This is a genomic window from Bacillus sp. SRB3LM, assembly GCF_015712745.1.
Taxonomy (GTDB): domain Bacteria; phylum Bacillota; class Bacilli; order Bacillales; family Bacillaceae_G; genus Bacillus_A; species Bacillus_A thuringiensis_K.
In genome coordinates, this window is sequence record NZ_VWVQ01000046.1 from 1 (window position 1) to 6,569 (window position 6,569).

Consider the following 6,569-nt stretch of genomic DNA (forward strand, 5'->3'; position numbering starts at 1 on the left):
TAAATTGGATGAAGTGCTTTTTTGATGAATATAAAGGAAAAAATGAAGAAAAGGCTTGGATAGAGTCAATAAATTATCGGTATGTATATGATCGTGATAATGGTAGATTCAGGATACCGTTGGATGATAAACAAACACCTTTTGAAGTAATGAAAGCTAGCGAATAAAAACTGTTTTATTGTATAGGCCTCACCATATATGCCTATCAATCCCCAAGTACAAAAAAACTTTATTCTTTTTTATATCTATGAGAAAGGTTGACGTTTTTTATGAATCTTTCGATTCAAGAAGCGCTACAACCATTTGCAGAAGAATTGCAGCGCTATATCACACTTAATTTTTTAGGAAGAACTGGCAAGAGAGATGAAGTTTGTAAAGAAAAAACGCAAATTTTCGGGATCAGATTTAGCTACCATTTGTATTTGAATCAGCCAAAGAGTGCTCAGTGATCCTTTAGTCCAATTGTGTAGTAGGCTTCACGCAGCTACAGGGACTTTACTGAGCCCCGAAGGCTTAAATAAACGATTTAATGAAAAATGAAGCCACTGAAAATCCTTCGGATTTTTGTACAGATTAAAAAATAATAATACAAAAACGACGCTATAATTCAAAATATGAATTGTAGCGTCATTTTTGTATTAATCAGGACTATCAGATCCTGATTTTAATCCATTAATTTCAATATTCTTTTTAACAAGATAAAAAAGTATAAGTTTTAAGCATGAAGTGCTTCCTTGGAAAGCTTGCTGTATAAAGAATCGTGAACAACATTTAGAATTTATGGTATAATCTGTACAAAAAGGGTATTTTCTATGATACATAATTATACACGTAACATTGCACATGAACAGTTTGAACTCATTGGAGAAGATTTAGAAAACGCACGTAAAAGGACGCGTCCACGTACAGTTGATTTATATGAGGTATTCTGCGGCGTATTATACGTACTTACCACAGGCTGCCAATGGCGCAATCTACCAAGTGACTTCCCAAACAACTGGAAAACGTTGTATTTTTACTATCATATTTGGCAAAGCATCGTTTTACATGTCGACGATCTTGTTCAATAAGATTATTACGATATTTGGTATGTGTATAATAATCGTCTTTCTTCAATTTTTTGAATGCACAAAGCAAAGCTGGGGGCCTTGTCTGTCGTAAGAACCGACGGTTCTCCAAAAGCTTTGACAAGTCGCTTCATAAACATATAAGCCGCTTGATGATCACGAGTTCTACGAAGTTGAATATCCAAAGTATGTCCATCTCCATCAATGGCACGATAAAGATAGCATCACTCCTCTTTAACTTTAATGTAAGTCTCATCTAAATGCCAAACAGGTTGTGTCGTTGTGTTTTTCTTTTTCCAGATTTGATAAATCAAATTGCCATATTCATGAACCCAACGCATAATGGTCGTAGGATGAACAAATATACCACGTTCTTTCAAGATTTCAGATTATATCTTATTATATTTGCACTAGAACTACTATTAAAGACCCAAAACTGCCCAGTCAAGAGCATGCTGCATAGACTCTTCTTCTGTAAAAGAACTGTCTAGTTCAACTGCAAAAGAAGAAAGGGGCGCAAATGTTAGCGTAGCCGCTAATAGTATTGTTATCGGGATGATTTTCTCGAATTTTATTTTTAATTTTATCATAGTATAGCTCCTCCAAAGATGTTATTCAAAATATCTGTGTATATAATGTATTTTGGGCCATTCTTATAGTAGCATTAAATTCAAACTGTAAAACATAAGAATAAGTCCTGTGATAAATGATTCTTTGATATTGACAAAACTATCTGCATGAGAAGACCTACTCTATCCCTTCCCTTCTCAAATAAAGAACCTAAGTCCATACGAATATTGAACTCAGTCTTCTTAACTATGCGTTTTAACCCGTATCAAGAAGCAAATTGAAGCCTGTGATTTATTAATTTTAGATGAACTAGGTTATGTACCTTTTCAAAAGCAAGGAGCAAAGGTCCTCCAGAGTGTTGAAAAAACCCCTGAACACATGACTTTTTTATAGGATACATGACAAAATATGACATGTATGAATGTAAAATTAAAGAAATCGCTCTTTACCCGTTTTTTTAGCTGGGTGAAGAACAATTTATTTCTTTATTTTGGTAATACGCTGTAAGATACGCCTGTATTTGGACAGACTCCCGCCCTCAGAAACGAGCATACTGGTAGCCATGTAGTTCTTTGGCATCCACAAAGCTTCGTTCACTGGTTGAACTGCGTAATTTATATAAACGTATTCCAGCACTCGTTCGTTTATTCACAAAAGCGAGTGCTTTGTATTCTTCCCAAACATTTCGAGTGATTCTTCGACATGTTTGATTTGCTGAAAAATAACCTGAACGAAGTGGACAGACTGCACCGTCTGCTAGATTTGTATTGTCTTTGCCTTTCACGATCCGTTGTACAATATGTGAGAATACACCCCATTGGGCAAGCAAATTTATCGATTTGTTTGACATATTGAAAGAACCTTCCAGGTACTTCTTGTTTTGATTTTCCGAAACGTCGATAACCCATCACCATAAAAATCCGTTATTCCGTTAGCTTTTTACAAATATAATTGTTACAATACCCCACATCTAAAGCAACCACTTCTACTTGAAAACCAAATTTATTAATTTGTTCTTGCAGACGTGCTAAATACGGCTCGGAATCTGTCACATTTCCAGCCGTAATATAGGGATCTGTAATAATATTGTATTTTGCATCATCTTCCTTTCGTTGTACAAGTGCCTTTTTCCTTGTTAAATACGGTCCGCTATTATAGTCGTTTCTAGTGGATGTACTTGCTGAACTTGCTTGATCAATTTAATTTTATTCGCATTTTGCCTTGATATAAGTAGAATCTTTCAGCAGAGCTCGTCCACCTATCATACGATGCTCCATAACTTGGTGTAAAATTTCATCTAAAATCTCTTGAAAAATATTTGTATGTATAAAAATCGGGTACGGCGATTCCAACTCATAGTCGATTGATCTGGAATGGGGGCGGATAAAAAGAACCCCAAAAACCAAAGATATTCGATATTCGTTTGAATTTCTTTTTTCAAGTTGTCGTTCGGAACGAATACCATAAAAATAACCGATAAACATCATTTTGAATAAAGTAATAGGATGAATAGAAGGGCCACCATTATTTTCACAATAATAAGGACGAAGTCTTTCTTCAGCACTAACTCTTCTACAGATATCGTAACACGTTCTTCTCTATGATTTTTTTGTTCCCCCATCATAAGGTCTCGCCCCTCTTATCCTTTTCTTTCATCATAACAGACCTACAAAGACAGTGAACATGAAAAATAGAATGTAAAAGAACTTTCTCCACAGCCTGTGTACCATAGGTATCAACGTATTGTTAATACAATAATATCTGGTTGATAATGCTTCCATTTAAACAAATTTTTCTTTTTCATACTGATCAAATCCCTTTTGTAGAGTAATCGTATCAGTATGTCCGAAATTTTAAGACTCATTGCACAGGTTTTATAGTTTTTGTACCAGAATGGAGAACAACGTTATAGGTATGCTTGGTTTTATTGTATATCATATTCCTGTTTCAATTTAATTTTTATATATAAATGCCCTTATATCGTGTAATTCTCGATTTGTAGGTATAGTAGATATTCGCACAATAGGAACCGATGATTGTACACTGAGAAAAGTGGTAATGATTACATCTATATCTAATTTTGAATAATCATACATTCTAATATCTTGTATATCAGCTTGAACAAAATGAAATATGGAATTAAAAACAGCATGTAAAATACCTTTTATATAAGATTCCCATTTTATCCCATCCTCAATTAATAATAATACCTTAACAGTCCGTGTATGGGCCAACATAAAAGCCCCTTCCAAGTGCAGTGTTAGGGTAGCTATTTCCTCATCAGAAATAGAGGTCTGAATCTTATATTGTTCAACCCACTCACGGTAAATGCTCCAAACTTTTACAAAAGTATCCCTATGTTGATTCTTAATGTATAGCGTAGTCTTGTTCACAGGACAATCAAACCGAGGTAAAAAACGATATTTGGACAAAATATACTTAAGGTATTCTAAAATAGCAAAAATGAATTCATCGTTATTAAGTAACGATATATGAAAATTATTCTCTAATTGAAGGATAAATTCTTTTATATATTTACATATTGTGCTGGTGCCTGTTTGAAAATACTCTAATACTTCCTGTTTATACGTATTTAAATTTTCGTTTATATATTTTGAGCAATTAATTGCAATCACTAAGAGAGCTATTTCTTCTTTATTCAAAAAATATTGAGTTCCTATAGAAGAGTTTAGTTCTGAAATATTCTGATAAAAAGGTGTATCAATCATCCTATTCATAAAAGTTTCATCTAATTGGATAGTGTTTTTTTTCTTTTTATGTTCGAGGAGAATGGCTAACATATACATTAATTTTCTTTTATACATTGGATAAAAGAAAATATTTAATTTTTTTTCGATATTCAATATATATTGTTCCATATCTCTTTCTGCCAGTTGCTGAAAAGCCCATTCATGATCTCCATATGAAGACGTATAGAATTCTTGATACATAAAAATCAAATTTGCAGATTCTCCTTGGATAGAAAGGGGCTTTCGCTTTAGCCGTAATCCAAACCGTTGTAGATATTGGTCTACCTTTTTTAGATGGGCATATAGTGATGTCACTGGAATATATAACTTAGAAGATAATTCAGTAACAGTAAGGGGAGGACTTCGAAAAAGAATATCTATGATTTGAAATGTGATCTCCCCTCTCCTACATAGAAAATCTAATTCCCTCCGAGAGCTGCCTGGAGGTTTATACAGTACGGCCCCTTTTCCTTTACAAATGTCGATTCTCCAATTTACAGGCAATACATCTTTTATCACCTGTAAATCACGTTGCACGGTTTTTGAGGAGCAATGTATCTTTTGAGCAATTTCCGAAAAAGTATGCCAATGTTTATCCTCAATTAATATGGATAATAAGTCGATTTGTCGTGATAGTAGCATGGTTTATAAATTCCTAATATAGTTATTAGGTACACTCCTTTCTAAAAAATGGAATTTTTAAGAATGTTTTGGTCTTTCAATAACACCTTCAGCTTTGTAAAGGTAATCCTCCCTACATTTTTCTCAATGATGATGCAAAAATATTCATAATACATAAATATTCCATCAAAGGATTACGATTATGTTGATATTTTGTAAAAGTGCTTCATTACTTTTCGCTCTAAATCATCGATCGGGTTTGGTTCATTCCATCTGGAGATACACTGTATCATTATTTTAATTTTTATATTTATCGTTAGATAGTTGTAATTTGTCCTTATCCAGTGTACAAATAGGGGATTCCCCAAAATAATAAGATGTGTGATTAGTATGAAAAAACAGGTTCTGTTGCAAAGTTAAAAAAATAGAGAACGGATTATAAAGTGGCATTTGGGTTTAAGCAACCGCTACTAATTTTTGTAGTTCATTATACGCCGAAAAGACGGAGTCTCATTCAAGACTTCGTCTCTGTTTATATCTAGCCTGAATCGTTTCAATCCCTTTTATGGTACGAGAAGCATGACGGATACTTTGGAATCCAGAAGATTTGACAAAGCGTCGTTTTGTTTTTCTTTTTCCAGATTTGATAAATCAAATTGTCATATTCATGAATCCAACGCATAATGGTCGTAGGATGAACAGATATACCACGTTCTTTCAAGATTTCAGAAACATCACGATAACTTAAAGAAAAACGACAATAATAGCCGACGGCTACCAAGATAATGTCTCTCTCGAATTGTTTTTCTTTAAAATATCCCATATGTTATGCTCCTCGTCTCATTTTTTCTACAGTCTAGCTCCAAAAACTTTGCAACAGAAGCGATATGAGACTATTCTATGAAGATGAAACACATATACGTGATTGATTATCAAGCTCTACATACTTCTTGGTTTCTTCGTGGTAAACAAATTCCTACATATGGCGGCCATGCAACATGCAAGTGTCACGTTATTTGGTGCAGTAAATCTGTCAAATAGACATTTACATTGTATAGAGACTACTGCTTGTAATGCGATTACCTTTCAAGATATTCTACAATATATTGTAAAAGAAAACCTCAAAAAACACATTATCATGGTATTGGATAATGCTCGTATTCATCATGCGAAGTTATCCAAGCCGTTCCTAAGAAAGAACAGCCAACAGCTGTCATTGATTTTTTCACCCAATTTAAATTTACTAGAACGTATTTGGAAATGGTTAAAATATTAAACTTGATTTATATAAATTTCTACTCATGTTTAATTTAAAGTTTTGATTTCATTGTTTACAAATAAAAAAGCTTGTTGTAACGTAATAAACAACAAGCATCATTCTACACAACATAATTTGATATGTTAAATACACGAAGATTCATAAAACAATTAAATATGAACAAAAAACAAAAAAGCCACTCCTATATGTGAAGTGACCCCCGAAAGTTAGACAGGTCGTTTCATTAGGCAGCCTCTAGGGTATGAGCCCGGTATTGTACTGGGCTCATACCCTTTAATTTTG

The 6,569-nt window shown here is 33.6% G+C and carries 3 protein-coding genes and 7 pseudogenes; 4 read left to right on the top strand and 6 right to left on the bottom strand.

Annotation, left to right across the window (positions count from 1 at the left end):
* Nucleotides 1-269: 269 nt before the first annotated feature.
* Nucleotides 270-537 (top strand): annotated as a pseudogene (locus tag F3I02_RS19300) (IS4 family transposase); the annotation flags it as partial.
* 275 nt (nucleotides 538-812) lie between these two features.
* A pseudogene (locus tag F3I02_RS19305) lies at nucleotides 813-1,031 on the top strand (transposase); the annotation flags it as partial.
* Here the strand turns inward: F3I02_RS19305 and F3I02_RS19310 are convergent.
* Both F3I02_RS19310 and F3I02_RS19315 read right to left on the bottom strand, forming a co-directional pair.
* A pseudogene (locus F3I02_RS19310) lies at nucleotides 1,027-1,456 on the bottom strand (IS6 family transposase); the annotation flags it as partial. The pseudogenes F3I02_RS19305 and F3I02_RS19310 overlap by 5 nt on opposite strands.
* 33 nt (nucleotides 1,457-1,489) lie before the next feature.
* On the bottom strand, nucleotides 1,490-1,657 hold the full coding sequence (locus tag F3I02_RS19315) for a hypothetical protein (protein ID WP_196478068.1): 168 nt from the start codon (nucleotides 1,655-1,657) through the stop codon (nucleotides 1,490-1,492).
* 235 nt (nucleotides 1,658-1,892) lie between these two features.
* Here F3I02_RS19315 and F3I02_RS34040 point away from each other — a divergent pair.
* A pseudogene (locus F3I02_RS34040) lies at nucleotides 1,893-1,988 on the top strand (ATP-binding protein); the annotation flags it as partial.
* A 190-nt stretch (nucleotides 1,989-2,178) separates the two neighbouring features.
* On the opposite strand, the pseudogene F3I02_RS35150 reads toward F3I02_RS34040, so the two are convergent.
* The 4 genes and pseudogenes from F3I02_RS35150 to F3I02_RS19330 form a co-directional block, all read right to left on the bottom strand.
* Nucleotides 2,179-3,261 (bottom strand): annotated as a pseudogene (locus tag F3I02_RS35150) (transposase); the annotation flags it as partial.
* 114 nt (nucleotides 3,262-3,375) lie between these two features.
* Nucleotides 3,376-3,450 (bottom strand): annotated as a pseudogene (locus tag F3I02_RS34970) (IS6 family transposase); the annotation flags it as partial.
* Nucleotides 3,451-3,589: 139 nt separating this feature from the next.
* On the bottom strand, nucleotides 3,590-5,029 hold the full coding sequence (locus F3I02_RS19325; protein ID WP_196478067.1) for a BglG family transcription antiterminator: 1,440 nt from the start codon (nucleotides 5,027-5,029) through the stop codon (nucleotides 3,590-3,592).
* A gap of 601 nt (nucleotides 5,030-5,630) precedes the next feature.
* Nucleotides 5,631-5,831, bottom strand: a pseudogene (locus F3I02_RS19330) (IS6 family transposase); the annotation flags it as partial.
* A 168-nt stretch (nucleotides 5,832-5,999) separates the two neighbouring features.
* Between F3I02_RS19330 and F3I02_RS34975 the strand changes: the two are divergent.
* A complete protein-coding gene (locus F3I02_RS34975) occupies nucleotides 6,000-6,284 on the top strand; it encodes a transposase (protein ID WP_374058656.1) in 285 nt (94 codons plus the stop codon).
* The last annotated feature ends 285 nt before the right edge of the window (nucleotides 6,285-6,569 follow it).

Coding starts and splice junctions, on each gene's coding strand:
- F3I02_RS19325 (WP_196478067.1), bottom strand. CDS start 5,029: ATGCTACTATCACGACAAATCGACTTATTATCCATATTAATTGAGGAT.
- F3I02_RS34975 (WP_374058656.1), top strand. CDS start 6,000: ATGCAACATGCAAGTGTCACGTTATTTGGTGCAGTAAATCTGTCAAAT.
- F3I02_RS19315 (WP_196478068.1), bottom strand. CDS start 1,657: ATGATAAAATTAAAAATAAAATTCGAGAAAATCATCCCGATAACAATA.